The sequence below is a fragment of the Bifidobacterium sp. LH_424 genome, assembly GCF_056356895.1.
In genome coordinates this window covers 153,896-176,146 of the sequence record NZ_JBKEVC010000003.1, presented here as the reverse complement: position 1 = coordinate 176,146, position 22,251 = coordinate 153,896, and the positions used below count along the sequence as shown (strand labels likewise).

The following is a 22,251-nucleotide window of genomic DNA, read 5'->3' as shown; positions in this document are numbered from 1 at the left end:
CTCGTTCCGAGCGGCTTTCCGGCTTGGCTTCCGGTCCGACGGCGATGAACCGCTGGGCCGAAAGCGAAACGACATAAGTTAACATAAGGTGCAACACGAGGAGGACCCGATGAGCGCACCCGGACAGCAGCCGAACGATTCCGCACAGCAGACGGGAGGGGACGGCGTCGCACCGGGGGCGGGCTCACCGGGTCCCGTCGTATCCGGGGAGGCACCGTCGCAGCCACAGCCGCAGTACGGGCAGTACGCGCATCCCGACTACGGCGCGATGTTGAGCCAATATGGTCCGAACTACAATCCGTATCTGTACGGCGCGCCCGACCCCGAGCCGAAGAAGGATGATGCGGGGGAGAACGCGCGGCAGATGCCGCAGCGCACGCCGGGTGCCGCGTATCCCGGCGGCTACGGGCGGAACGGCCAATATCCGCAGAACGGCCCGTACGGTCCGAACGGGAACCCCGGCAATCCGAACCAGTCACCGACGGGTCCGGGTGTCGGTGCCGGCACGAACGACGGCCACACGCCACGCTACTTCTACGGCATCGACGTGAACGACCCCAACCAGAACCCGCTGTACGGGCGCTGGGACTCCTACGCGATCATCGCCTTCGTGTTCGCGATCGTGTTCAGCGTGCCCCTGCTGCCGACCATCATGGGCGTCATCTCCGTGTGGCGCACCGGCACCTTCCACATGAAGGGCCGTTGGCTCGCCATCGCCGCGATCGTCATCAACGTGCTCACCACCGCATTGCAGATCTGGATGTGGGTCAACGGCGTCGACGTGACCGACCTCACCAACCAGATGCTCGATATGGTCGGCGGCGGCTCCACCTCCGGCGACACGATGACCACATGACCGATCGTCTCGACACGTGATTACATAATTATGCAATAGTCTGCATAGGTATGTATGCTCGTGGGTATTGCCCATGAAGTGAAGGACGTGATATGGCGAAATACACGGTGGCCGTGGCGGGTGCCACGGGTTATGCGGGAGGCGAGGCGCTGCGCATTCTGGCCGCCCATCCCGCGTTCGAGGTGACCTGCGTGGCGGGTCACTCCTCGGTGGGGGACAAGCTCGGCAAGCACATGCCGCATATCCCGCAGCTGGCGGATCTGACCGTCGAAGACACCACCCCGGAAGTCCTGAACGGCCACGACGTGATCATCCTCGCGCTGCCGCACGGCGCCTCCGGCAAGCTGGCGTCCCAGCTCGACCCTGACGCTGTCGTCGTCGACCTCGGCGCCGACCACCGCCTCGAGGAGAAGAGCGCGTGGGACGAGTTCTACGGCGGTGACTTCTACGAGCATTGGACCTACGGCATGCCCGAGCTCATCACCGGCAAGGCCGCCGACGGCTCGTACACGCGCCAGCGCGCCGCGCTGCCCGGAACCAAGCGCATCGCCGGCCCCGGCTGCAACGTGACCGCCACCACGCTGGCCCTGCAACCCGGCGTCACCGAAGGCCTCGTCGAGCACACGGACATCGTCGCCGACCTCGTCGTCGGCTACTCCGGCGCCGGCAAGAACCTCAAGCGCACCAACCTGCTCGCCGCCGAGGCGTTCGGCTCCGCCCTGCCGTACGGCGTGGGCGGCACACACCGCCACATCCCCGAGATCCTGCAGAACCTCGCGCATGCCGCCGGCCTCGACGCCGCGGCCGCCGACGGGTTCACGCTCGGCTTCACGCCGGTGCTCGCCCCCATGTCGCGCGGTATCCTCGCCTGCGTGAGCGCGAAGATGACCGACAAGGCGAAGCGCCTGAGCGACGCGGAGATCCGCGACGTGTGGGCCCACGCCTACGAAGGCCAGGACTTCATGGTGTTCCTGCCGGAAGGCACCCTGCCCGCCACGGCGAACATCATCGGCTCGAACGCCGCCCACATCCAGGTCGTCACCGACCGCAAGGCCGGCCGCATCACCGCCTTCGCCGCCATCGACAACCTCAACCGCGGCACTGCCGGCCAGGCGGTGCAGTCCCTGAACATCGCCCTCGGCCTTCCCGAAGACCAGGGCCTGACCAAGATCGGAGTCGCCCCGTGAGCGTCACATTCGCACAAGGATTCGCCGCATCCGGCGTCGAGGCGGGCATCTCCGCCGTCGCCGGCAAGAAGGACCTCGCGCTCGTTGTCAACAACGGCCCGCTCGACGCGGCCGCCGGCGTGTTCACCTCCAACCGTTTCTGCGCCGCGCCCGTGCAGTGGTCGCGCAAGGTCGTCGCCGACGGCCACATCAAGGCCGTGATCCTCAACTCCGGCGGCGCCAACGCGTGCACCGGAGCCGAAGGCTACGCGCAGTCCAAGGCCACCGCCGAAACCGTCGCCGCGCTCGTCGGCGCGGAACCGGACGACGTGGCCGTGTGCTCCACCGGCCTCATCGGCGAACTGCTGCCGCTCGACCACGTGCTCGACGGCGCGAAGGTCGCCCACGCGGCGCTCGCCGCCACGCCCCAGGCCGGCGCGGACGCCTCGCACGCCATCATGACCACCGACACCAAGCCGAAGACCGTCGAACTCGAAGGCACCGGCGGCTGGAGGATCGGCGGCATGGTCAAGGGCTCCGGCATGATCGCCCCGCAGCTGGCCACCATGCTGTGCGTCATCACCACCGACGCCGTCGTGAGCGCCGGCCAGCTCCAGGCCGCGCTCGCCGTCGCCACCGAACACTCGTTCAACCGCATCGACGTGGACGGCTGCATGTCCACCAACGACACGGTGCTTCTGCTCGCCTCCGGCGCCTCCGGCGTCGAACCCGACAAGGACGAGTTCAACAAGCTCGTCAAGGACGCCTGCGCCTCCCTCGCCCGCCAGATCATCGGCGACGGCGAAGGCGCCAGCCACGACATCCGCATCACCGTCACCGGCGCGACCAGCGAGGACGCGGCGCTCGCCTGCGGCCGCGCCGTCGCCGCCTCCAACCTGCTCAAGTGCGCGATCAGCGGCAACGACCCGAACTGGGGCCGCATCGTCTCCTCGCTCGGCACCGTGCCGCCGGAAGTCGCCCCCTACGAGTCCGACAAGGTGACCGTCGACGTCAACGGCGTGCGCATCTGCGAGAACGGCGGCGCCGGACGCGACCGCTCCGAGGTCGACATGACCCCGCGCGAGGTCCACATCGACATCGACCTCAACGCCGGAGACGCCGAGGCGACCGTCTGGACCGACGACCTCACCCACGAATACGTCCACATCAACGCTGACTACGAAAGCTGAAAGAGGATATGTCAAGCGAACTGAAGGGACCCGGATTCCACTTCGACGTGCACACCGACCTGCGCGCCGACCAGAAGGCCGAAGTGCTCATCGAGGCGCTGCCGTGGCTCGAGGAGTTCGCCGGCCAGCGCATCGTCGTCAAGTACGGCGGCAACGCGATGATCGACGAACACCTCAAGCAGTGCTTCGCCGAGGACATGGTGTTCCTGCGCCAGGTCGGCCTGCACCCGATCGTCGTGCACGGCGGTGGCCCGCAGATTTCCCAGATGTTGAAGGCCCTCGGCATCAAATCCGAGTTCAAGGGCGGCCTCAGGGTCACCACGCCCGAGGCGATGGACGTGGTGCGCATGGTCCTGACCGGCAAGGTGTCGCGTGAGCTCGTCGGTCTCATCAACGCACACGGCCCGCTCGCCGTGGGGCTTTCCGGCGAGGACGGCGGCCTGTTCTCCGCCATGCAGCGCCGGCCCGTCATCGACGGCAAGCCCACCGACATCGGCCTCGTCGGCGACGTCGTCTCCGTCGACGCCTCCGCCGTCGAGGACCTCGTCAACGCGGGCCGCATCCCCGTCGTCTCCTCGGTCGCTCCGAACGAGGACGACGCCACCGAAGTGCTCAACGTGAACGCCGACTCCGCGGCCGCCGCGCTCGCCTCCGCCGTCGGCGCGCACAAGCTCGTCATCCTCACCGACGTGGACGGCCTGTACGCCGACTGGCCGGACCGCAACTCGCTGATCGGCCGCATCGGCGTGGAGAACCTGCGCGACATGCTGCCCGACCTCGAATCCGGCATGCGCCCGAAGATGGAGGCGTGCGTGCGCGCCATCGACGGCGGCGTGCCCCAGGCGCACATCATCGACGGCCGCAAGCCGCATTCCATCCTGAACGAGATTTTCACCTCCGCCGGCATCGGCACCATGGTCGTGCCCGAGGACGGCATCGAAATGAGGAGCTCCTATGTCTTCTGACGTGAACAGCACCACGCCCGCTGCGGGCCCGGAACCGCTCGGCCCCAAGGATTCCCAGTGGCTGGGGGAGTATTCCCAGGTCCACATGAACGTGTTCGGCACGCCGCTGCGCGTCATGGACCACGGCCAGGGCGCCCACGTGTGGGACGTCGACGGCAACGAATACCTCGACTTCCTCGGCGGCATCGCCGTCAACTCGATCGGCTACGCGCATCCCAAGTGGGTGAAGGCCGTCGCCGAACAGGCCGCGAAGGTCGCGCACGTGAGCAACTACTTCGCCACCGAACCGCAGATCGAGCTCGCCGCGCGCCTCGTCAAACTGGCGGGTGCCCCCGAAGGCTCCCACGTCTACTTCGGCAACTCCGGCGCGGAAGGCAACGAGGCGGCCCTGAAGCTCGCCAAACTGTACGGCCGCACCCTGCCCGGCGCCGCGCCCTCGATGGGCGGCAAGCCGGCGCGCATCATCGCCCTGACCAACGGATTCCACGGCCGCACGCTCGGCGCCCTGTCCGCCACGTGGAAGCCCGCCATCCGCAAGCCGTTCGGCCCGCTCGTGCCCAACATCGAATTCGTGCGCGCCGGCGACCCGCTCTCCCTGTACGAGGCGTTCAGCGAGACCGGCGTCGGCCCCTACGGCAAGGGACCCGTCGCCGCCGTCATCATGGAGCTCATCCAAGGCGAGGCCGGCGTGAAGCCCCTGGGCGCCGACTACGTCAAAAAGGTGCGCGAGATGTGCGACATCAACCACGCGCTGCTCATCATCGACGAAGTGCAGACCGGCATCGGCCGCACCGGCGCATGGTTCGCCTTCCAGCGCGAGGACCTGTCCGGCGGCATCACGCCCGACATGGTCACCTTCGCCAAGGGCGTGGCCGGCGGCTTCCCGATGGGCGGCATGATCGCCTTCGGCGAGAAGCTCTCCGCCCTGTTCACGCCCGGCTCCCACGGCTCCACCTTCGCCGGCAACCCGCTTGGCGCCGCCGCGGCCCTCGCCACGCTCGACGTGATCGAGGAGGACGGCCTCGTCGCCAACGCCGAAGCCCGCGGGCGTCAGCTGCGCGACGGGCTCATGGCCGCCGGCAACCCGCTGTACGTCTCCACGCGCGGCCGCGGCCTGCTCGACGCCGTCGAACTCGCCCACCCGTGCGCCCACGCCGTGATGAACTGGTGCCTCGAACGCGGCCTCATCGTCAACGCGGTGCGCACCGACGCCCTACGCTTCGCCCCGCCGCTCATCGTCTCCGAGAAGGACGTCGACGACGCGCTCGCCATCCTCAAGGCCGTCCCCGGCGACCTCCCCGACGACTGACCGCAACCGCCCGCCACCCGCACACCCGAAAGGACAACCACCATGACCCCCGAACTGCGCCACATGCTGCGCGACGACGACCTCGACCACGAGGAGCAGAAGCAGGTCCTCGAACTCGGCATGAAGTTCCGCGAGAACCGCTTCTACCGTCAGCCGTTCGCCGGCCCGCAGGCCGTCGCCGTGCTGTTCGACAAGCCGTCCACCCGCACCCGCTCCAGCTTCTCCATCGGCGTGGCCGAACTCGGCGGCTACCCGCTCGTCATCGACAAGTCCGGCTCCCAGCTGGGCCGCGGCGAGCCGGTCGGCGACACCACCGAAGTGCTCACCCGCATGGCCTACGGCCTCGTGTGGCGCACGTTCGGCCAGGACCGCGTCGAGGAGATGGCCGCGCACGCCACCTGCCCGGTCGTCAACGCGCTGACCGACGACTTCCACCCCTGCCAGATCCTCGCCGACTTCCTCACCATCGCGCAGTTCCGCGGCGGCGTGGACGCGCTCAAGGGCAAGACCATCGCCTACGTGGGCGATGCGGCCAACAACATGTCCAACTCGTACCTGCTCGGCGGCGCCGTCGCCGGCATGCACGTGCGCGTCGCCGGCCCGCAGGGCTACCTGCCCCGCCCGGACATCGTCGCCGACGCCGAGCGCATCGCCGCGGAGAACGGCGGTTCCATCCTCGTGACCACCGACGCGAAGGAGGCCGTCAAGGACGCCGACTGCGTGTTCACCGATACGTGGGTCTCGATGGGCGAGGAGGCCGAATACGCGATCCGCTCCAAGCCGTTCTGGGACTACCAGGTGAACGACGAGCTCATGGCGCTCGCCAAGCCGGACGCGTTGTTCCAGCACTGCCTGCCCGCCTACCGCGGCAAGGAGGTCACCTCTTCGGTGATCGACGGCCCGCAGTCCGTCGTGTGGGACGAGGCCGAGAACCGTCTGCACGCGCAGAAGGCGCTGCTCACCTGGCTGGTCGGCAAGCAGCGCGGCGACGAAAGCCTGCTCGCATGAGCCAAACGCGTCCGTCCCTCCACCGTCCGGCCACGCGCGCCGCGCGTCTGAGCGCCATCGAAGAGGTGCTGCTCACGCACATCATCACCTCGCAGTCCCAGCTGTCGTCGATTCTCGCCGACGAGGGCATCGCGGTGACGCAGGCGACGCTGAGCCGCGACCTCGACGAGATGAACGCGTTCAAGAAGCGGCTTCCGGACGGCACGATGGCCTACGCGGTCGGCCATGAGCCGTCCGGCGACGAGCAGCAGGACTCCGCCAAGGCGGAGGCGCAGATGTCGCGCGTGCTGTCCGGTCTGGTGACCTCGGTCGCGGCGGCCCGCAACCTCATCGTCATCCACACGCCGTCCGGCGCCGCCCAGTACGTCGCCTCGGTGATCGACAAGCAGCCGATCGACGGCCTGCTCGGCACGATCGCCGGCGACGACACGGTCATGGCGATCTGCAAGGACGACGACACCGCCGTCGCCCGCGCCGACTGGCTCCTCGCCCTCGCCTCCAAGTGACTTCCATTCCGGCACTCCGTTCCTTCCGGCCCCCTCTGTCGAGGGGGCTCCCGCGTAGCGGGTGGGGGAGAGATGCGGCACGCCGCGGCGCATCGCGTACGCATGCTGGACACGCCGTGCATAAATATACAGACTTCTGTATATACTTGCATCAGTTTGTTTTGAAGAAAGGCATCCCATGGCAGATAACAATCGACTCGTGCTCGCCTACTCCGGCGGCCTCGACACCTCCGTCGCCATCTCCTACCTCAAGGAGCGCACCGGCAAGGACGTCGTCGCCGTGTCCCTCGACGTCGGCCAGGGCGGCGAGAGCCTCGAGACCATCAAGCAGCGCGCCCTCGCCTGCGGCGCCGTCGAGGCCTACGTGGTCGACGCCCGCGACGAGTTCGCCAACGAATACTGCATGAAGGCCCTCAAGGCCAACGCCATGTACGAAGGCGTGTACCCGCTGGTCTCCGCCATCTCCCGCCCGCTCATCTCCAAGCACCTCGTGCGCGCCGCCCACCAGTTCGGCGCCGATACCATCTCCCACGGCTGCACCGGCAAGGGCAACGACCAGGTCCGCTTCGAGGTGTCCATCGCCTCCATCGACCCGACGCTGAAGGCCATCAGCCCGATCCGCGACCTCGCCCTCACCCGCGACGTGGAGATCGCGTTCGCCAAGGAGCACAAGCTGCCGATCACCCAGACCGAGAAGAGCCCGTACTCCATCGATCAGAACGTGTGGGGCCGCGCCATCGAGACCGGCTTCCTCGAGGATCCGTGGAACGGTCCGACCAAGGACTGCTACTCCTACACCGACGACCCGGCGTTCCCGCCGGTCGAGGACGAGGTCGTCATCGAGTTCAAGCAGGGCGTGCCGGTCAAGATCGACGGCCGCGACGTCACCCCGCTGCAGGCCATCGAGGAGATGAACCGCCGCGCCGGCGCCCAGGGCATCGGCCGCATCGACCTCATCGAGGACCGTCTCGTCGGCATCAAGTCCCGCGAGCTGTACGAGGCCCCGGGTGCCGTGGCCCTCATCACCGCGCACCAGGAGCTCGAGAACTGCTGCCTCGAGCGCGAGCAGCACCGCATCAAGCGCGACATCGACAAGCGCTGGGGCGAGCTGGTCTACGATGCGCAGTGGTTCAGCCCGGCCACCCAGTCCCTGAACGCGTTCATCGAGGACACCCAGAAGTACGTGTCCGGCGAGATCCGCATGGTGCTGCACGGCGGCCGCGCCGTCGTCACCGGCCGTCGTTCCGACAGCTCGCTGTACGACTACAACCTCGCCACCTACGATTCCGGCGACAGCTTCGACTCGAAGTCCTCCAATGGCTTCATCGACATCTACGGCCTGCCGAGCCGCGTCGCCGCCGCCCGCGACGTCAAGTTCGGCAACGGCATCGAAGTGCCGAACAACACCGTCGAGTAAGACGGATGGCCCGACGAGAGCCGCCTAAGGGCCGCTTCCGTCTGATTGGTTTCCCGAAGGGACCGGTTCGCGCCGGTCCCTTCGTCGTATCCAAGCCGCGTCAGCGGTGGGCGTTGATCCACAGGATGGCGAGCTGGGTGCGGTTGGTCAGTCCCAGCTTGTCGAGCGCGCCGCTCACCCGGTTGCGCACCGTGCCCTCGCTCAGGCACAATCGGTGCGCGATGTCGCGGTTGTCATATCCTTCGGCCACGAGCGAGGCGACCTCACGCTCCCGCTCGTTGAGCATCGACTCCACGACCGCCGCATCGGCTGATGTGGCTGAACCATCCGATGCGCCTGTGTCGCCCGATGACGTGCGCCCGTGGGATGGAGGAGCGGAAGCCGCCGTGGCGCCGTCGCCGGTGAGCTTGCCGAGCACGTCGGAGCCCAACACCACCTGTCCGGCCATGACCGCCTGCAGCGCCGGCCCCACGGCCGTGACGTCCTGTTTGATGAGATAGCCCTTCGCGCCCAATGCCATCGCCTGCGTGATGTACGCGCGGTCCGCGAACGTGGTCAGGAACAGGATGCGCGCCGCCGGGTCGCGCCCCAATATCTCCCGCGCCGCGTCGAGTCCGTCACGCCCCGGCATCTGGATGTCGATGAGCAGTATGTCCGGCCGCGCGTCAGGTGCCGAGGAATACCGTGCGACCGCACCGTCGCCGTCGTTCGCCGTCCACAGCACGTCGGCCGCGCCGGTCGCGGTCAGAATCGTCTCCAACGACTGGCAGACGATCGGATCATCATCCACGATCGCGATACGCATCACGCACCCGCCTTTCCTCGGTTTCCGCGATTCTCCTGATGTTCCATATCCGAAGTCTTCCGTGTGCCGCCGTCCGCGGCCCACCGGGCCTTCGGAATCGAGACGAACACGCGCCAACCCCCATCGTAGGGCCCGCAGTACGCGGTGCCGCCTAAGGCGCGCACCCGCGATTCGATGTCGGCGACCCCCATGCCGTGCGGGGGAGCGCCGGCGGGACCGCCATCGCCGTCCAACGGGATCGCGGGGCCGGGGTCGGAGACGACCAGCTGCCAGAACGCGGGGAAATCGCGCAGCGTCACCCGCGCCTCGCGCGCCATGCTGTGATGCGCGACGTTCGCCAACGATTCGCGGATCACCGTCGCGAGACACCGTGAGACCGGTGCGGGGGCGGCGTCGATGTCGTTCTCCAGACGCACCTCCAACCCCTGATTCGGATCGGTGCCGCCGCCCGCGCCGACGGAGGCGAACGGCCGGGCTGCATCCTCGATCTGCGCGATGAAATCGGTGCCGTCATCCTCCAGATCATGCACGGACCGGCGCACCATCGTCATCGCGTCGTCCAACGTCGCGCCCAACGCGCCGAATCCGCGCGCCGCGACGGCGTCGCCGGTGGCGTCGGCCACCGCGCGCCCGGCCTGCGCCTGCATGATCGCGCGCGTCAGCAGATGACCGACGTTGTCGTGGATGTCGCGGGCGATGCGCGTGCGCTCGCCGAGCGTCGCCATGCGCACCGACTGCGCCCGCTCCTCGTCCAGGTCGGCGATCCTGATTCGCGACGAACGTGACGATTCCCGCAGACGGTCCTCGGTGCGGCGCAACGCGCGACGCAGCATGGGGACGTCGCGCGAATCCGCCCCCAACAGCGCCCCCACGCATGTCGCCGTGACCATCAGCGCAGTCGGGGCGACATCGCCGCCCGCATGCGCCTCGACCGCCATCGGAACCAGCGGTGCCACCCACAGCCAGCGCGCGATCAGCGGCATCAGACCGGCGAGACGATTCGGACGATTCGTATGGTTCGTGTGATTCGTGACCGCCGGAATCCGCGCCATATCGAAGGCGACGAGCGGCAGGAACACACGGCAATCCGAGACGATTACGGCGATGAGGCAGAACACGGTCGCCGGCAGGAGCGCCGCGCGCCTGCCGGACGACCATTCGGACAGGCCGGAGACGATCACGGCCATCAGCATCGCCGTGACCAGCGCCGCATCCACGGCGACGTGCGCGACCGGCGCGAACGTGAGACAGAGCGCGAGCAGCAACCCCTTCCCGATCATCGCCCGCATGGAATCCTCCGTCGTCCGCACCGAACCGTCACCATCCAGCCTACCCGCTTCGCCGCGGCACATCCCGGACCGCCCCGCGCCTGCCGTCCATTCCCGCAATCCGTCCCGCACCCGATGTCACCGGAAACCGGTGACGAATGTCACCTGCGTCACGCCGATACGTGACGTTTGCAGGTGGCGGGACGCGCACGCGGGTGGGACGATGGAGACAACCACCCAAGGAAGGGAGCGGACATGACGGACGACCACACGACCACCGCGACTTCGGCCATCAGCGTGACGAAACTCGTCAAACGCTACGGCGACATGGTGGCGCTCGACCATTTCGACCTCGACATCCGGCAGGGCGAGATCTTCGGCCTGCTCGGCCCCAACGGCTCCGGCAAGACCACGGCCATCAACTGCATCCTCGCCCTGCTCTCCTACGATTCGGGCACGATCCGCGTGTTCGGCGAGCCGATGACGCCGACCAGCTACGCGCTCAAACGGCGCATCGGCCTCGTCCCGCAGAACGTCGCCGTGTTCAACGAGCTGACCGTCGAGGAGAACATCGACTACTTCTGCTCGCTGTACGTGCCGAGGAAAGCCGACCGTGCGCCGCTCGTCGAGGAGGCGATCGACTTCGCCGGACTCGGCGAATTCCGCCGGTTCCGACCCGGCAAACTCTCCGGCGGTCTGCTGCGACGTCTCAACATCGCGTGCGGCGTCGCGCACAAGCCCGACCTCATCTTCTTCGACGAGCCGACCGTCGCCGTCGACCCGCAAAGCCGCAACGCGATTCTCGAAGGCATCGAACGGCTCAACGCGGCCGGCGCGACCGTCGTCTACACGAGCCATTACATGGAGGAGGTCGAACGGATCTGCGACCGCATCCTCATCATGGACCACGGCCGGCATCTGGCGCTCGGCACCGCCGACGAACTCAAATCCATGATCGACACCGGCGAACGCATCACCGTCGAAACGCTCGACCTCGACGAGACGACGCTCGACCACGTGCGCGCCCTCGGATTCGTCATCGAAGCGGACTGGGACGGTCGCGAACTCGACGTGCGCTGCCGCCGCGGCGACCACAACCTCGTCGACCTGCTCGGCGTGCTGCGCGCCGCCGGCGTGAACGTCGGCCACCTCACCAGCCGGCCGCCGACACTCAATGACGTGTTCCTCGAACTGACCGGCAAGGCGCTGCGCGACTGACCGGCATACGCCGCACGCCCCACGGAAAGGAGGCAACCATGTGGACCACATTCGTCATGACGTTGAAGACGAACCTGCGCAACAGGCAGTCGCTGTTCTGGCTCATCGTGTTCCCGATCGCGCTCGCCACCCTGTTCAACGGACTGCTCGGCAACCTGGCGGAAGGCTATGAGCTCGAAGCCATGCCGATGGCGGTCGTCGAGGACGCGAACTGGACGAAGTCGCCCGGCGCGACGACGTTCATCAACGGACTATCCGGCAAGAGCGACGCCACAGGCAAGAGAGGAACCGGTGCGACGGGGGAGAGCTCCGGCGTGACCGATTCCGCCGGTACGAAGGATTCCGCCGGCGCGAATGATTCCGCCGGCGTGACCGCGACCGTCACCAAACTGCTCGACGCCAAGAAGGTCGCCACGGTCGACGACGCGCGCGACAAGCTCGCCGACGGCACGGTGAAAGGCTATCTGCGCGTCGACGGCGACGGGCGCATCCGACTGACGTTGTCGTCACGGGCGGCGGAGGCGATGAAGGGCGCGACGGCCACCGATTCGAACGGCGCCGTCACCGTCGCCGCGCTCTCCGGCGTGATCGACCTGTACAACCGGACCGACACGGCGACCCGCGACCTGCTCCAACGGCACCCGGAGGCGCTGAAATCCCGCATGTTCTGGTCGTCCATCGGCAGCATCGCGGGGACGACGCGAGAGATCAGCCTCACGAACGCCACGCCGAACGTGATGGCACGGTATTTCTACGCGCTGCTCGGCATGGCCTGCCTCATGGCCATGGGGTATTCGATCACCGCGGTCACCAGTGCCCAGGCGAACCTGTCCGCGCTGGGCATCCGGCGCACGGTGTCGCCGCTCGGCCGCGGACGGCAGCTCATGGCCGGATTCCTCGCCAGCTGGCTGTGCTCCGACGTGAGCCTCACCATCGCGCTCGCCTACATCCGCTACGTGTGCGGCATACCGTTGGGCGGGCGCGAACCGGCCGCCGGGGCCGCCGTCGCGGTCGCCTCGTTCATGGCATGCGCGTTCGGCACGATGATCGGCGCGATACCGGGACTCAAGCACAGCGTGAAGATCGGCCTGACCAGCGCGATCCCGTGCACGCTGTCCCTGTTCTCCGGCCTGTACGGCGGCTTCGCGATGCAGCTGAGCGACTGGATCACCCGCCACGCGCCGTTGCTCGCGCTCGTCAATCCCGCCCAGCAGGTGACGAACCTGTTCTACGACATCCTCTACTACGACGACTACCGTCCGTTCGCCACGACCTGCGGCGTGCTCATCGTGATGAGCCTCGTGTTCCTGGCCGCCGGCGTCGTCATGCTCAAGGAGCAACGCTATGAACACCTGTAAGGCCACGCTGCGCGTGCTCGCCGCGCACAAGCTGTACATCATCATCTACCTGGTGCTGATCGGCATCATGATGCTCGCCATCAGCGGATCCGCGTTGTTCGGCGACCGGAACGCCACGGCCGACGTGTACGAGCCCGGCCGCGCCACCGTCGCCGTCATCGACCGGGACTCCGACCGCGGCGGCGTCGCCTCCTCGCTGCGCGCGTACCTCGCGGCGGACGACGACGTGATCGACCTCGCCGACGAGCCGCAGGCGCTCCAGCAGGCGGTCGCGTCGAACTGGGTGGATCTCATCGTCATCATCCCGGACGGCTACGCGGACAAGCTGCTCGACTCGGCCGCATCGGGTGGCACGGACGGTTCGTCCGGGAAGGTCCCGTCCGTCGAGACCGTCACCAGCTACACGTCCGGCGTCGGTTCGATGGCGTCGATGGCCACCGGCGGATTCCTTTCGCTCACGCGCACGGAACTGATCGGCGCGAACGTGGGCGGTGCGTCCGGTGCGAACGTGTCCGGTGCGGACGGCGCCGTCGCGCGTCCCGGTCTCGACGACCTCACCGCCGCGACGACGCGGGTGCGCGCGCTCGCCCGCGACAAGACCGCGAACCATGCGATCACGGTCGACCACGCCGACGCGGCCGCCGACGCCGCCGACACGTCCGCGGCGGAGCGGACGGCGGCCGGTTTCGGCTCCACGATCAAGTCGGCCCTCTACCCGCTGTTCCTCGCGATGACCGTGTGCACGGCGCTCGTGTCCGGCGTGTTCAACGCGGGGGAGACGCGGCGCCGGCTGTTCGCCTCGCCGCAACGCTCCTCGACGATGGGCATGCAGCGCATGGCCACCCTGTGCGGGTTCGCGCTCGTCGTGGTCGCCGCCTACCTGATCGCCGCGGTCGCGCTGATGTTCGCCGCCGGACTCGACCCCGCGTCCCTCGCGCCCGCCGGCGTGGCGATGACGGTCCTGTCGGCGTGCGTGTACGCGCTGATGACCGTCGCCTGCGGCTTCCTGCTTGGCGAGGCGGGGGCGGGCGACACGATGGCCAACGGTTTCGCCAACGTGTTCGGCCTGTTGCTCCTGTTCACCTCCGGACTCTCCCTGCCGGTGGACATGATCCCCGAATCGATGCTCGCGGTCGGACGGATGCTGCCCGGCTGGTGGTATTGCGCGGCGATCGACGACGCGCTCGGCATCGGCACGGCGGCGTCCGGCGGCGTCGACGCGGCCGGCTGGGCGACGGGCACCGGCATCGTCGCATTGTTCGCCGTCGCGTTCGTCGCGCTCGGGCTCGCCGTCGGCCGCATCCGTCGCTCCCGTCCCGCGCCGGTCGCCGCCGCGACGACGCAGCTCGCCGAAGCGTGACGGGGAAAGCGGAACGTATGATGATGACGGTCTGATGAATCGGCGGACAAGGAGAGACGGTATGGGCGCGAAGAAACTGGTGTTCCTCGACATCGACGGCACGTTGGCGGACGAGAGGCACGTGGTGCCCGAATCCGCGAAGGAGGCGTGCCGCAAGGCGCAGGAGAACGGGCATCTGCTGTTCATCTGCACCGGACGCTCCCTGCCGAAGATCGAGAAAAGCATCCTCGACCTCGGGTTCGACGGCGTGGTCTCCGTGGCCGGCGCGCAGGCGAACATGGGCGATGAGATCCTGTTCCAGCGGTTCGTCGACCCCGAGGCGGTGGACGCCGCCGACGCGTATTTCAAGGAGCACGGCATCGAGGCGTACCAGTGGCAGGGCGCGGACGGCATGTACATCTCGGAAGGCTATGCGCGTCACCTGAAGTCGAAGGGCAAGGCGTTCGACCGCGGCGAGTTCGCGCGGTTCTGGCACCGGATCGACGAGGTCGACGTGCCGGAAGGCTCCACGTTGGGCCGGACGATCCACGTGTCCAAGGGCTCGTACTTCACCGCCCCCGACCCGGACGTGACGTTCGAGGAGACGAAACGCGACCTCTCGCCGTGGTTCACGCTCGTGCACGGCTCATATGACAAGATTTCGCCGAACAACGGCGAACTGCTCATCAACGGCGTCGACAAGGGCACCGCGGTGCGCGAGGTCGCCGCCCGGCTCGGCATCGACGTCGCCGACACGATCGCCGTGGGCGACTCCGACAACGACACGGCCATGCTCAAGGCCGCCGGCACGTCCGTCGCCATGGGCAACGCCATCCACGGCATCGAGCAATGGTGCGACATCCAGACCACCGACATCCACGACAACGGCATCGCCAACGCGTTCCGGAAGCTGGGGCTGATCTGAGATGGCGAGGAGGTCGCTGCCTTACATGTCCTTGAAACTCACCAGCGACACATCGTCCGCCTGCGCCGCACGGCTCGTGACATGTTCGTCGAAGCCGTTTCTGGAGAAGAGCATGTAGTATCCGTGCGCAGGATGCAGGAGTTCGGCCCGGCTGCGCAGTGTTTCGAGCTGGCGCAGCCCGGCCGGAACGCTGCGCCACTTGCATTCGCAGAACAGCATGGTCTTTGGGTCTTCCCCGGTGGCGACGATGTCGATCTCCTCCTGGCTGCGGGTTCTGGGGTTGGCTCCCCACCAGCGTCCGGAGTCGAGTATGAGGAACGGCAGTTCCCCGGTCGTGTCGTGCGCCCAAAGCCATTGCGTGCAGATGTCCTCGAACACGGGTCCCATGAAGTCGTTGATCGATCGCGTGATGCGTTCGGCGGCGATGTCCGCGTTGCCCGACTGGATCAGCGGCAGGTTCGCCGGTACGTAGCGGTACCAGAATCGGAAGAACGAGTCCTTGATGCGGTAGATCGTCTTGCGTGGTGCATGTTCGCCGAACGGGGTCTCCTTATAGAGGATGCCCAAGTCGATGAGGTTGCGTAGATACGTAGCGCATGATGCGGTCTCCATATGGCATGCCGTGGCGATGGCGTTCGTCCGCGAGGCGCCTGATGCGATGGCCTGGATGACGGCGTTGTATTCTGACGGCGAGCGCAGCTCCTGCTTGAGCAGGTTGCCGGGTTCCTCGAACAGGTAGCAGTCCGGATCGATGATGTTCCAACGGATGTTGTCCGTGATGCTTTCGGCGTCGTCGATTTGTCTGAGATATTGCGGGATTCCGCCCGTCAGGCCGTATGCGATGGCCGCATCCTCGGCGCCGTATCGGGCAGAAACGTTCGCGTGTCGGCGTAGCCGAACGGCTCCACCTTGATCTGCGCGGTGCGGCGCCCGTACAACGGGCTGGAATATCCGAGCACCTGGCGCTCCATGAACGACATCGATGAGCCGCAGAGGATGATCATGAGCCGGCTATCGTCCTTGTGCCGGTCGATGGTGTGTTGCAGGACGGAGCTGATGGACCGGTCGGCCTTCGCCAGATAGGGGTATTCGTCGATGACGAGTGCGAGGCGTTTGCGTCGGGCGAGCGAGAACACCGCTTCCAGCGCCGAAGCGAAATCCTGGTAGACCGGTGCGGCGTCAGCCATGTCGGCGAGATCGTCGTCGCCGGCGGCGGCGCGGTACAGGGCGATGCTGCGGCTGAGGTTCTCAAGATTCCGGGCCGTGTTGGATTCGATGGCCGGAAAGAAGATTGACGGGCGTCCGTCGAGGAACCGGTTGATGAGCGTGGTCTTGCCCACGCGTCTCCGCCCGTACACGATGACGCACTCGAATTGCGACGAGTTCCATCGCCGTTCCAACGTGGCGAGTTCCCTGGTCCTTCCCACGAACATGATGACGACCTTTCCACGGACGAGATGCGATTTATAGAATCGTAATTTACTAAATTATGATTCTATAAATAATCGTGTCTTCCGGCAAACGAGCCGCGTCATATGTGGTCGTTTGCAGGTTTGATTGGTTTGGCTGACGTTTTGCGGAAACGGGGCCTGCGCCATGGTGGTGCTCAAGGCCGCCGGCACGTCCGTCGCCATGGGCAACGCCATCCACGGCATCGAGCAATGGTGCGACATCCAGACCACCGACATCCACGACGACGGCATCGCCAACGCGTTCCGGAAGCTGGGGCTGATCTGAGAGGTCGTCGTATCAGTGATCGCCGTAATGGGTGCGGCAGACGGCGATTTCGAGATTGTCCGATTCTCCGCCGGTGACACGGTACACGATGCGGTTCTTGTCGTCTATGCGACGAGACCAATAGCCAGATAGGTTTCCGCGTAACGGTTCCGGCATGCCGATGCCGTTCGCCGCGCCGTTGCGTTGGATGTCCTGGATGATTTTGTTGATGCGTTTGAGCGTCTTCTTGTCCTGCGACTGCCAGTAGAGGTAGTCATCCCATGCTTCGTCAGTCCAGATAAGCAGCACGTCATTCCTCGATCAGTCCGTGGACGGTGCCTTGGCCCGCGTCGAGTTTCGCGGCCGCTCTGCGGACACGAGCCATGTTCTCGGCCGAGTAGAACGGGTCCGCGGTCACTTCGAACGGGATGCGGCGTTCGCGCACGACCGTCTTGGCGAAGATGTTGAAGGCGGCGCTCATGCTGATGCCGAGTTCGCCGCAGACCTCGGCCATGCCCTTCTTCGTGCTTTCGTCAAGCCGGACGTTCACCATGGACGATGCCATCATAGCCTCCGTTTGTATATCAGAAATCTATACAAATGATATCTTGATTGGTCTCGTCAAGCAATCCGCCGTGCGCCACGGTTCGGGAACTTCATAAACGGTTTATGAAGTTAGGGGCGGAACTTCATAAACCATTTATGAAGTTGCATGTTGGGGAAGAATCCAGGATGGGAGGAGTCGCACATACAACGGTCTTGTCGGTTATTTCGCGGATGCGGATTTCGATGAGTTCGAACGTAAGGTGCTAGGTAATGCCTGATGTTGCCTATTTCATTTGGCCAAGACCGACCGGGAAAGGCTAGCATGATGCCGGTGGGACTATGTTGCGGAAGCCCCTGCGCATCACTTACGAGGAACTGCGCGTGAACAGTTCCGTAGTTCCGTGCCGGATATGTACGCACCCACATATTCCGAACAACCCGAATGGGCGTTCTCGGTAAGGAATACGCTTCTTCAGCTTCATGATGGACGACAGTTTCCGAGGATTTTGGGAGATACTTGCTAGGCGGACTACTGGAATCATGGATATGAGCCAGGTGCGGCATTGCCGTAGCGGAGGTTTTGTGGCACAATATGCGAGCAATGACCTACGACTACACCATGCTCTCATACGATGATCTGCCGGCCGACGAAGCGGCAATGCTCAAAGCCGATGCCGAGGAAGCCGAACGCGGGTACACGGATGAGCAGCTCGAGGAGGCCATGCGACGGGCTCCCGGTCGGCCGCTCGAAGTCGGCATGACGCCCGCGACCAATGTGATTCGCGTACGTCTGGACGACGAACGCGACGCCAAACTGGAACGCTACATGCGCGACCATCACATGAGCCGCAGCGCGGCCGTGAAGGCCCTGCTTGACAAGGCGCTCGCCGACGTATGATTGATTGAATATAGGCACGACAACCCTTTGCCGGTATGTCCCCGCGGAACGACGGGGCATGCCGGCAAACGATTCCGGCGTGACTGGCGTCGGAAATCATGAGCGACAGGGAGGCGATCGATATCTGCATGGCTGATTCGCGCTGGACGAGGAGCGCGGTATGCGGCTGATTGGTTCGCTCATGGATACGTGGCAATCTACTGGCTCTTGGATGGCCTCGACCTCGGCCAGGCATCGAGGGAACAGGTCAAGGAATGCGTGGACCGTCTCTACGCGGACAAGTCCCCTCAGGCGCGCGCGATGATCGTCGGGCAGACATACCGATTCGGTTCGGTCATGTCATGTGGCGATAATGTCGTAACCTATGATCCCGCGCAACGCCAGTACCATATCGGTATCCTGACGGGGGTTGCATGATGTCTCGGGCCGATACCGATGTCTGCTATACACGCGAGGTCAGGTGGGAGCACATCGTTCCGCGGGACACATTGTTCGACATATCCCGCAACTCGTTGGGTACAATTGCCACGCTCAGCCTCATCAACGAGGATATATACGCTGATCTTGTCCATAGCCATGAGGAGAAGCGTTCCTCCGACGTCATTATCGAATCCGATATCCCTTCTTCCTCCGATGACATGACGGATGATGAGGAAATCCGTACGGTCACCGAAGAGGAAGCGTTGGAGAAAATCAAGGATCGCATCCATGCCCTTGACTGGGATGACATGGAACGTCTCGTAGCAGGCATGCTGCGAGCGATGGGTTATCGAACCATGATGACTGGCGACGGCAGTGATCAAGGACGTGACATCATCGCCTCGCCCGACGGTCTTGGATTGTCATCCCCACGCATCGTCGTCGAGGTGAAGCACCGGAAGGAGAGCGCGGGAGCTCCGGTGCTGCGTTCGTTCATAGCCGGACTACGTGACGCAGACCGGGGCCTGTATGTCAGCACCGGCGGCTTCACCAAGGAGGCCCTGTACGAAGCCGAACGTGCTCGCATACCGGTCACCCTGCTCGACCTCGACCAATTCACCCGAGTCCTCGTGGACAACTACGAGAACACGGACACCCAGACTCGCGCCCTGCTGCCGCTGACATGCATCTACTGGCCGACGTATTAGAAGGTTCTTGCTCGCTGCTGTATATTTATGTAAATACGTAAATACTTATTTGAATAGGGGTGTCCATGTCGGACAGTGATGTCAGAACGATGCTGAGCCTGTCGTTGACGGTCGAAAACAAGAAGTTGTTAAAGAAGTACGCTGCGGATAGGGAGACCACGGTCGCCGGCGTGGTTCACGAGTGGATCGAACGGTTCTGTGGAGGCGAAGATGAGTGACTCATTCTTGAATAACCTGCATATCGCCAATGGTCTCAAGCCGTTGAGCGCGGACGACATCGCCGAACAGCTTCGCAACGAGGAGAACACGAAGAAGGCGTTCATTACGCCAATTCTCGAACAGCGGTGGCCCGGTCAGGACCGTATCGTGATGGAGTACTACGTCAACAACGGACGCATCACCGTGGACGAGTATGGCATTGCACATCGTGGCAAGCCCAAGAAGCTCGACTACCTTCTCCTATTCCACCAGAACATTCCGCTGGCGCTCGTGGAAGCCAAGGGGCGTGACCATTCAGCTGACGAAGGCTATCAGCAGGCAATCAACTACGCCAATCTGTTGTCGGTACCGTTTGCGTACGCGACCAATGGAGACGATCTGATTGAGCGCGATATGGTATCCGGACTGAACCGCGAAATGAAGATGAAGGATTTTCCCGGCCCGGACGAGTTGTGGTGGCGATTTGTGTCGGAAAGCGGCATGACACAGGACATGGTGGATGAGTACACATACCCCTATTACACGTCGCCGAACAGCAACATCACGCCCCGCTACTATCAGCGCATCATCATCAACAAGACCACACAGGAGGTGCTCAAGGGGCAGAAGAAGGTCCTAATCGTCTGCGCGACAGGCACGGGCAAGACGTACATAGCATTCCAGCTGATTTGGCGGTTCTGGAAGAGTGGGTTGAAGAAGCGCGTCCTGTTCCTCGCGGATCGCAACAATCTTGTCAACCAGACCATGAATGGTGATTTCGCCCCATTCGAAGACAACATGGTCAGGTTCGAAAACTCGAGACCGGATTACGCGCACTCAATCTACCTCGGCATCTACCAGCAATTCATAACCGCGAAGGATGGGCAGATCAACCGGCATTACCGGAAGTTCCCGCGTGACTTCTTCGATCTGATTGTTGTGGATGAGTGCCATCGCAGTTCGGCCGACCGCACCTCGAACTGGCATGACATCCTCGACTACTTCGACTCGGCCACGCAAATCGGTCTGACCGCAACACCGAAGGATGATTCAGACCCGAACAAGAGCAATATCGCCTATTTCGGAAAGCCTATCTACACATATTCGCTCAAGCAGGGCATCGAGGACGGGTTCCTGGCCCCGTACAAGGTCGTTGTCCCTGAGCTGGACATCGATTGTGACGGTTACCTACCGCCCGAGGGCACCACGGATGTAGATGGCAATCCAATCGCGATTCGCCGCTATGGGCAACGCGAGTTCGACCGCAACATCATCGTCCAGGAACGCCGCGAGCTGGTAGCCAAACGCATCAGCGAGTACTTGAAGACCAACGACATGCGTTACTCGAAGACGATCGTATTCTGCGAGAACATTGAGCACGCACATGCCATGCAACGGCTCTTGGAGAACGAAAACGCGGATCTCGTGGCCAAGGATTCCCGGTACGTGACCTGCATCGTCTCCGGTGAACCGGATAATGAGGCAAGACTGGAGGAGTTCACGACGAACAAGTGCCGGTATCCAGTCATCGCTGTGACTAGCCAGCTCATGTCCACCGGCGTGAATTCGAAAACCTGCGAGCTAATCGTATTGGATCGCACGGTTGGGTCGATGACTGAGTTCAAGCAGATTATCGGCCGTGGTACACGCGTGGTCGATCACTACACGATGGACGGCGAGGACCGCAGCAAGATGTACTTCACAATTCTCGACTTCCGCAGCAACTACCTGAAGTTCAAGGATCCCGCGTTCGACGGCGACCCTGTGGACGTGCTTACCGTCCCGCCGGACGCGCCGATTCCTAAGCCGCCAATCAAGCCCACCGCGCAGGACGTGCCGCCGACACCGCCGGAGAACCGCAGGGTTGCACGCGTTTCGGGTGTGGACGTGGAAATCGTCGGCGAGATGGTCAAGTATCTGGACACCGACGGTAATCTCGTCGAGCAGAACCTGAACTCCTGCGTGCGTAACAACATCCTCAGCCAGTATCCGACCGTTGAAGCGTTCCGCCAAGCGTGGCTCGACAATCACGCAAAGTCCACGTTCGCCCAGAACCTCTTGTTGGAGACGGATTGGGCTGAGAGCTTCTGTGCCCGCTACGGCTATGAGGTGGACCCGTTCGACATTATCCTGTGCATCGCGTACGAGGTTGATCCGCCCATAAGCCGTAAGCACCGGGCCCGTCTGGCCTGCGTGCAGCGGTTCATTGACCGGAACCGGTCCAACGACAGTCAACGAGAACTGATGCATCTGCTCGTGGATGCCTACGCGGCTTCCGGGTTCGAGTCGCTGCGTGATCTGGACATCTTCACGTTGCCGCAGTTCAAGGAGGCTGGCTACACCAAGCTCAAGGCCGTCAAGACGCTGGGCGGGAAGAACAAGTATTACGAGCTGCTGGGCGATCTGGAGAACGCCCTGTACGAGGAGGAATAATCA

General features: G+C 64.6%; 23 protein-coding genes and 1 pseudogene. 18 read left to right on the top strand and 6 right to left on the bottom strand.

Going from position 1 to position 22,251, the window contains the following annotated elements; translation table 11 throughout:
* The first annotated feature begins 109 nt into the window (after positions 1-109).
* The 8 genes from AC1AYP_RS04800 to AC1AYP_RS04765 all read left to right on the top strand — a co-directional run bounded on the left by AC1AYP_RS04800 (position 110) and on the right by AC1AYP_RS04765 (position 8,417).
* Entirely contained in the window at positions 110-856 is a 747-nt protein-coding gene (locus tag AC1AYP_RS04800; RefSeq protein ID WP_476546961.1) for a hypothetical protein, read from the top strand.
* A 92-nt stretch (positions 857-948) separates the two neighbouring features.
* Complete coding sequence (argC, locus tag AC1AYP_RS04795; RefSeq protein ID WP_476546960.1) at positions 949-2,043, top strand: N-acetyl-gamma-glutamyl-phosphate reductase; 1,095 nt, start codon at positions 949-951, stop codon at positions 2,041-2,043.
* Positions 2,040-3,212 carry a bifunctional glutamate N-acetyltransferase/amino-acid acetyltransferase ArgJ gene (gene argJ, locus AC1AYP_RS04790; RefSeq protein WP_476546958.1) on the top strand — a complete coding sequence of 391 codons (1,173 nt, stop codon included), beginning with the start codon at positions 2,040-2,042 and terminating at the stop codon, positions 3,210-3,212. Before argC ends, argJ begins: the two co-directional genes overlap by 4 nt.
* An 8-nt stretch (positions 3,213-3,220) precedes the next feature.
* Positions 3,221-4,177 carry an acetylglutamate kinase gene (gene argB / locus AC1AYP_RS04785; protein ID WP_476502086.1) on the top strand — a complete coding sequence of 319 codons (957 nt, stop codon included), beginning with the start codon at positions 3,221-3,223 and terminating at the stop codon, positions 4,175-4,177.
* Positions 4,167-5,486 (top strand): acetylornithine transaminase, encoded by a 1,320-nt coding sequence (locus tag AC1AYP_RS04780; RefSeq protein WP_476546956.1) that lies wholly within the window; start codon positions 4,167-4,169, stop codon positions 5,484-5,486. Before argB ends, AC1AYP_RS04780 begins: the two co-directional genes overlap by 11 nt.
* 42 nt (positions 5,487-5,528) lie before the next feature.
* On the top strand, positions 5,529-6,494 hold the full coding sequence (gene argF / locus AC1AYP_RS04775; RefSeq protein WP_476546955.1) for an ornithine carbamoyltransferase: 966 nt from the start codon (positions 5,529-5,531) through the stop codon (positions 6,492-6,494).
* Positions 6,491-7,000, top strand: a complete 510-nt coding sequence (locus AC1AYP_RS04770; protein WP_476502089.1) for an arginine repressor — start codon at positions 6,491-6,493, stop codon at positions 6,998-7,000. Before argF ends, AC1AYP_RS04770 begins: the two co-directional genes overlap by 4 nt.
* A 178-nt stretch (positions 7,001-7,178) precedes the next feature.
* A complete protein-coding gene (locus AC1AYP_RS04765) occupies positions 7,179-8,417 on the top strand; it encodes an argininosuccinate synthase (protein WP_476532841.1) in 1,239 nt (412 codons plus the stop codon).
* Positions 8,418-8,517: 100 nt separating this feature from the next.
* Here AC1AYP_RS04765 and AC1AYP_RS04760 read toward each other — a convergent pair whose 3' ends face one another.
* Positions 8,518-9,222: a response regulator transcription factor gene (locus tag AC1AYP_RS04760; RefSeq protein WP_476546953.1), complete on the bottom strand. Its 705-nt coding sequence runs from the start codon at positions 9,220-9,222 to the stop codon at positions 8,518-8,520.
* On the bottom strand, positions 9,222-10,511 hold the full coding sequence (locus tag AC1AYP_RS04755; protein WP_476546951.1) for a sensor histidine kinase: 1,290 nt from the start codon (positions 10,509-10,511) through the stop codon (positions 9,222-9,224). The genes AC1AYP_RS04760 and AC1AYP_RS04755 overlap by 1 nt, the downstream gene beginning before the upstream one ends.
* A gap of 234 nt (positions 10,512-10,745) precedes the next feature.
* Here AC1AYP_RS04755 and AC1AYP_RS04750 point away from each other — a divergent pair, with 234 nt between their 5' ends.
* The 4 genes from AC1AYP_RS04750 (at position 10,746) to AC1AYP_RS04735 (ending at position 15,330) form a co-directional block, all read left to right on the top strand.
* Positions 10,746-11,708: an ABC transporter ATP-binding protein gene (locus AC1AYP_RS04750; protein ID WP_476546949.1), complete on the top strand. Its 963-nt coding sequence runs from the start codon at positions 10,746-10,748 to the stop codon at positions 11,706-11,708.
* Between the two features lie 38 nt (positions 11,709-11,746).
* Complete coding sequence (locus AC1AYP_RS04745) at positions 11,747-13,066, top strand: ABC transporter permease (protein ID WP_476546947.1); 1,320 nt, start codon at positions 11,747-11,749, stop codon at positions 13,064-13,066.
* Positions 13,053-14,426 (top strand): ABC transporter permease, encoded by a 1,374-nt coding sequence (locus AC1AYP_RS04740; RefSeq protein ID WP_476546946.1) that lies wholly within the window; start codon positions 13,053-13,055, stop codon positions 14,424-14,426. Before AC1AYP_RS04745 ends, AC1AYP_RS04740 begins: the two co-directional genes overlap by 14 nt.
* A gap of 61 nt (positions 14,427-14,487) precedes the next feature.
* Positions 14,488-15,330, top strand: a complete 843-nt coding sequence (locus AC1AYP_RS04735; RefSeq protein WP_476546944.1) for an HAD family hydrolase — start codon at positions 14,488-14,490, stop codon at positions 15,328-15,330.
* A gap of 21 nt (positions 15,331-15,351) precedes the next feature.
* On the opposite strand, the gene AC1AYP_RS04730 is transcribed toward AC1AYP_RS04735, so the two are convergent.
* Both AC1AYP_RS04730 and AC1AYP_RS04725 read right to left on the bottom strand, forming a co-directional pair.
* The gene (locus AC1AYP_RS04730; protein WP_476546942.1) at positions 15,352-15,942 is read right to left on the bottom strand and encodes a DUF234 domain-containing protein; all 591 of its coding nucleotides are present in this window, start codon (positions 15,940-15,942) and stop codon (positions 15,352-15,354) included.
* 215 nt (positions 15,943-16,157) lie between these two features.
* Complete coding sequence (locus AC1AYP_RS04725) at positions 16,158-16,763, bottom strand: AAA family ATPase (RefSeq protein WP_476546940.1); 606 nt, start codon at positions 16,761-16,763, stop codon at positions 16,158-16,160.
* 169 nt (positions 16,764-16,932) lie between these two features.
* Between AC1AYP_RS04725 and AC1AYP_RS04720 the strand changes: the two are divergent.
* Positions 16,933-17,067 (top strand): annotated as a pseudogene (locus AC1AYP_RS04720) (HAD hydrolase family protein); the annotation flags it as partial.
* 12 nt (positions 17,068-17,079) lie between these two features.
* Here the strand turns inward: AC1AYP_RS04720 and AC1AYP_RS04715 are convergent.
* Together AC1AYP_RS04715 and AC1AYP_RS04710 are read right to left on the bottom strand one after the other, a co-directional pair.
* Entirely contained in the window at positions 17,080-17,355 is a 276-nt protein-coding gene (locus tag AC1AYP_RS04715) for a Txe/YoeB family addiction module toxin (protein WP_034526296.1), read from the bottom strand.
* A 1-nt stretch (position 17,356) separates the two neighbouring features.
* Positions 17,357-17,611: a type II toxin-antitoxin system RelB/DinJ family antitoxin gene (locus AC1AYP_RS04710; protein ID WP_476546938.1), complete on the bottom strand. Its 255-nt coding sequence runs from the start codon at positions 17,609-17,611 to the stop codon at positions 17,357-17,359.
* 573 nt (positions 17,612-18,184) lie between these two features.
* Here AC1AYP_RS04710 and AC1AYP_RS04705 point away from each other — a divergent pair.
* The 5 genes from AC1AYP_RS04705 (at position 18,185) to hsdR (ending at position 22,248) form a co-directional block, all read left to right on the top strand.
* Positions 18,185-18,490: a hypothetical protein gene (locus AC1AYP_RS04705; RefSeq protein WP_476546937.1), complete on the top strand. Its 306-nt coding sequence runs from the start codon at positions 18,185-18,187 to the stop codon at positions 18,488-18,490.
* Between the two features lie 189 nt (positions 18,491-18,679).
* Positions 18,680-18,907: a hypothetical protein gene (locus AC1AYP_RS04700; RefSeq protein WP_476546935.1), complete on the top strand. Its 228-nt coding sequence runs from the start codon at positions 18,680-18,682 to the stop codon at positions 18,905-18,907.
* The gene (locus AC1AYP_RS04695; protein ID WP_476546933.1) at positions 18,904-19,617 is read left to right on the top strand and encodes a restriction endonuclease; all 714 of its coding nucleotides are present in this window, start codon (positions 18,904-18,906) and stop codon (positions 19,615-19,617) included. Before AC1AYP_RS04700 ends, AC1AYP_RS04695 begins: the two co-directional genes overlap by 4 nt.
* Positions 19,618-19,682: 65 nt before the next feature.
* Complete coding sequence (locus AC1AYP_RS04690) at positions 19,683-19,835, top strand: hypothetical protein (RefSeq protein WP_476546931.1); 153 nt, start codon at positions 19,683-19,685, stop codon at positions 19,833-19,835.
* The gene (gene hsdR, locus AC1AYP_RS04685) at positions 19,828-22,248 is read left to right on the top strand and encodes an EcoAI/FtnUII family type I restriction enzme subunit R (RefSeq protein WP_476546929.1); all 2,421 of its coding nucleotides are present in this window, start codon (positions 19,828-19,830) and stop codon (positions 22,246-22,248) included. The genes AC1AYP_RS04690 and hsdR overlap by 8 nt, the downstream gene beginning before the upstream one ends.
* Positions 22,249-22,251 lie beyond the last annotated feature (3 nt).

Coding starts and splice junctions, on each gene's coding strand:
- AC1AYP_RS04800 (WP_476546961.1), top strand. CDS start 110: ATGAGCGCACCCGGACAGCAGCCGAACGATTCCGCACAGCAGACGGGA.
- argC (WP_476546960.1), top strand. CDS start 949: ATGGCGAAATACACGGTGGCCGTGGCGGGTGCCACGGGTTATGCGGGA.
- argB (WP_476502086.1), top strand. CDS start 3,221: ATGTCAAGCGAACTGAAGGGACCCGGATTCCACTTCGACGTGCACACC.
- AC1AYP_RS04780 (WP_476546956.1), top strand. CDS start 4,167: ATGTCTTCTGACGTGAACAGCACCACGCCCGCTGCGGGCCCGGAACCG.
- argF (WP_476546955.1), top strand. CDS start 5,529: ATGACCCCCGAACTGCGCCACATGCTGCGCGACGACGACCTCGACCAC.
- AC1AYP_RS04770 (WP_476502089.1), top strand. CDS start 6,491: ATGAGCCAAACGCGTCCGTCCCTCCACCGTCCGGCCACGCGCGCCGCG.
- AC1AYP_RS04765 (WP_476532841.1), top strand. CDS start 7,179: ATGGCAGATAACAATCGACTCGTGCTCGCCTACTCCGGCGGCCTCGAC.
- AC1AYP_RS04760 (WP_476546953.1), bottom strand. CDS start 9,222: ATGCGTATCGCGATCGTGGATGATGATCCGATCGTCTGCCAGTCGTTG.
- AC1AYP_RS04755 (WP_476546951.1), bottom strand. CDS start 10,511: ATGCGGGCGATGATCGGGAAGGGGTTGCTGCTCGCGCTCTGTCTCACG.
- AC1AYP_RS04750 (WP_476546949.1), top strand. CDS start 10,746: ATGACGGACGACCACACGACCACCGCGACTTCGGCCATCAGCGTGACG.
- AC1AYP_RS04745 (WP_476546947.1), top strand. CDS start 11,747: ATGTGGACCACATTCGTCATGACGTTGAAGACGAACCTGCGCAACAGG.
- AC1AYP_RS04740 (WP_476546946.1), top strand. CDS start 13,053: ATGAACACCTGTAAGGCCACGCTGCGCGTGCTCGCCGCGCACAAGCTG.
- AC1AYP_RS04735 (WP_476546944.1), top strand. CDS start 14,488: ATGGGCGCGAAGAAACTGGTGTTCCTCGACATCGACGGCACGTTGGCG.
- AC1AYP_RS04730 (WP_476546942.1), bottom strand. CDS start 15,942: ATGGAGACCGCATCATGCGCTACGTATCTACGCAACCTCATCGACTTG.
- AC1AYP_RS04725 (WP_476546940.1), bottom strand. CDS start 16,763: ATGTTCGTGGGAAGGACCAGGGAACTCGCCACGTTGGAACGGCGATGG.
- AC1AYP_RS04710 (WP_476546938.1), bottom strand. CDS start 17,611: ATGGCATCGTCCATGGTGAACGTCCGGCTTGACGAAAGCACGAAGAAG.
- AC1AYP_RS04705 (WP_476546937.1), top strand. CDS start 18,185: ATGCGAGCAATGACCTACGACTACACCATGCTCTCATACGATGATCTG.
- AC1AYP_RS04695 (WP_476546933.1), top strand. CDS start 18,904: ATGATGTCTCGGGCCGATACCGATGTCTGCTATACACGCGAGGTCAGG.
- AC1AYP_RS04690 (WP_476546931.1), top strand. CDS start 19,683: ATGTCGGACAGTGATGTCAGAACGATGCTGAGCCTGTCGTTGACGGTC.
- hsdR (WP_476546929.1), top strand. CDS start 19,828: ATGAGTGACTCATTCTTGAATAACCTGCATATCGCCAATGGTCTCAAG.